A 1,025-nucleotide genomic window follows, 5' to 3' on the forward strand; every position below is an offset into this window, starting at 1 on the left:
GAGAACTGGTGCGGGTAGTCGCCGACGCGGTCCTTGGCGGCCGGGATGCGGACGCGGTCCATCAGCTCGATGGCCTTGGCCTTGGCGTCCTTCTTCGACAGCCCCTGGTGGACGCGGAACATCTCGCCGAGCTGGTAGCCCACGGAGAGCACCGGGTTCAGGGAGGACAGCGCGTCCTGGAAGATCATGGCGATCTTCGCGCCCCGGATCTTGCGGCGCTCCTCGGCGGACATCTTCAGCATGTCCTGGCCGCGGAAGAGGATCTCCCCCTTGGGGATCTTCGCCGGCGGCATGTCGAGGATGCCCATGATGGCCTGGGCCGTCACGGACTTGCCGGAGCCGGACTCGCCCAGCACGGCGAGCGTCTCGCCCGCGCTGACCGAGTAGTTGACGCCGTTGACGGCCTTGGCCACGCCGTCCCGGGTGTGGAACTCGACGTGCAGGTCGCGGACTTCGAGGAGCGGTCCGCCGTCCTTCCCCTTCTGCTCGGGGACGTCCGCGGTCTTCTCGGTGGTGGTGGTCACGTAAGCCTCCCTCAGCGCAGCTTGGGGTCGAGGGCGTCGCGCACCGCGTCGCCGAGCAGGATGAACGCGAGCACGGTGAGGCTCAGGAAGCCGGCCGGCATGAGCAAGGCGTGCGGACCGTCGCGCAGGTCCTTCTGGCTGGCGGAGATGTCCACACCCCAGGAGACTGTCGGGTCCTTCAGACCGATGCCCAGGTAGGACAGGGTCGCCTCGGTGGCGATGTAGCCGCCGAGCGCGATGGTGGCGACGACGATCACCGGGCCGAGGACGTTCGGCAGGATGTGCCGGAACAGGATCCGGCCGGTGCCCGCGCCGAGCGCCCGGGCGGCGGTGACGAAGTCGGCCTGCTTCTGCGTGATGACGGCACCGCGCATGACGCGGGCGATCTGCATCCAGCCGAAGGCGGTCAGGGCGAACGTCACCGTCCACACCGTGCGGTCGGTGAACGCCTGGAGCAGCACCAGGCCGCCGAGGAGCAGCGGGATGCCGAAGAAGACGTCG

General features: G+C 69.0%; 2 protein-coding genes. Both read right to left on the reverse strand.

The genetic code is table 11. The features are described 5' to 3' along the window. On the reverse strand, window positions 1–524 hold a 524-nt coding region (locus tag JNW98_RS35720; protein ID WP_223772403.1), incomplete at its 3' end, for an ATP-binding cassette domain-containing protein. Between the two features lie 11 nt (window positions 525–535). Continuing rightward, window positions 536–1,025, reverse strand: a 490-nt coding sequence (locus JNW98_RS35725; RefSeq protein WP_223772404.1) for an ABC transporter permease, incomplete at its 5' end; no start/stop codon positions are given.

The organism is Streptomyces huiliensis, from assembly GCF_020037025.1.
Taxonomy (GTDB): Bacteria; Actinomycetota; Actinomycetes; order Streptomycetales; family Streptomycetaceae; genus Streptomyces; species Streptomyces huiliensis.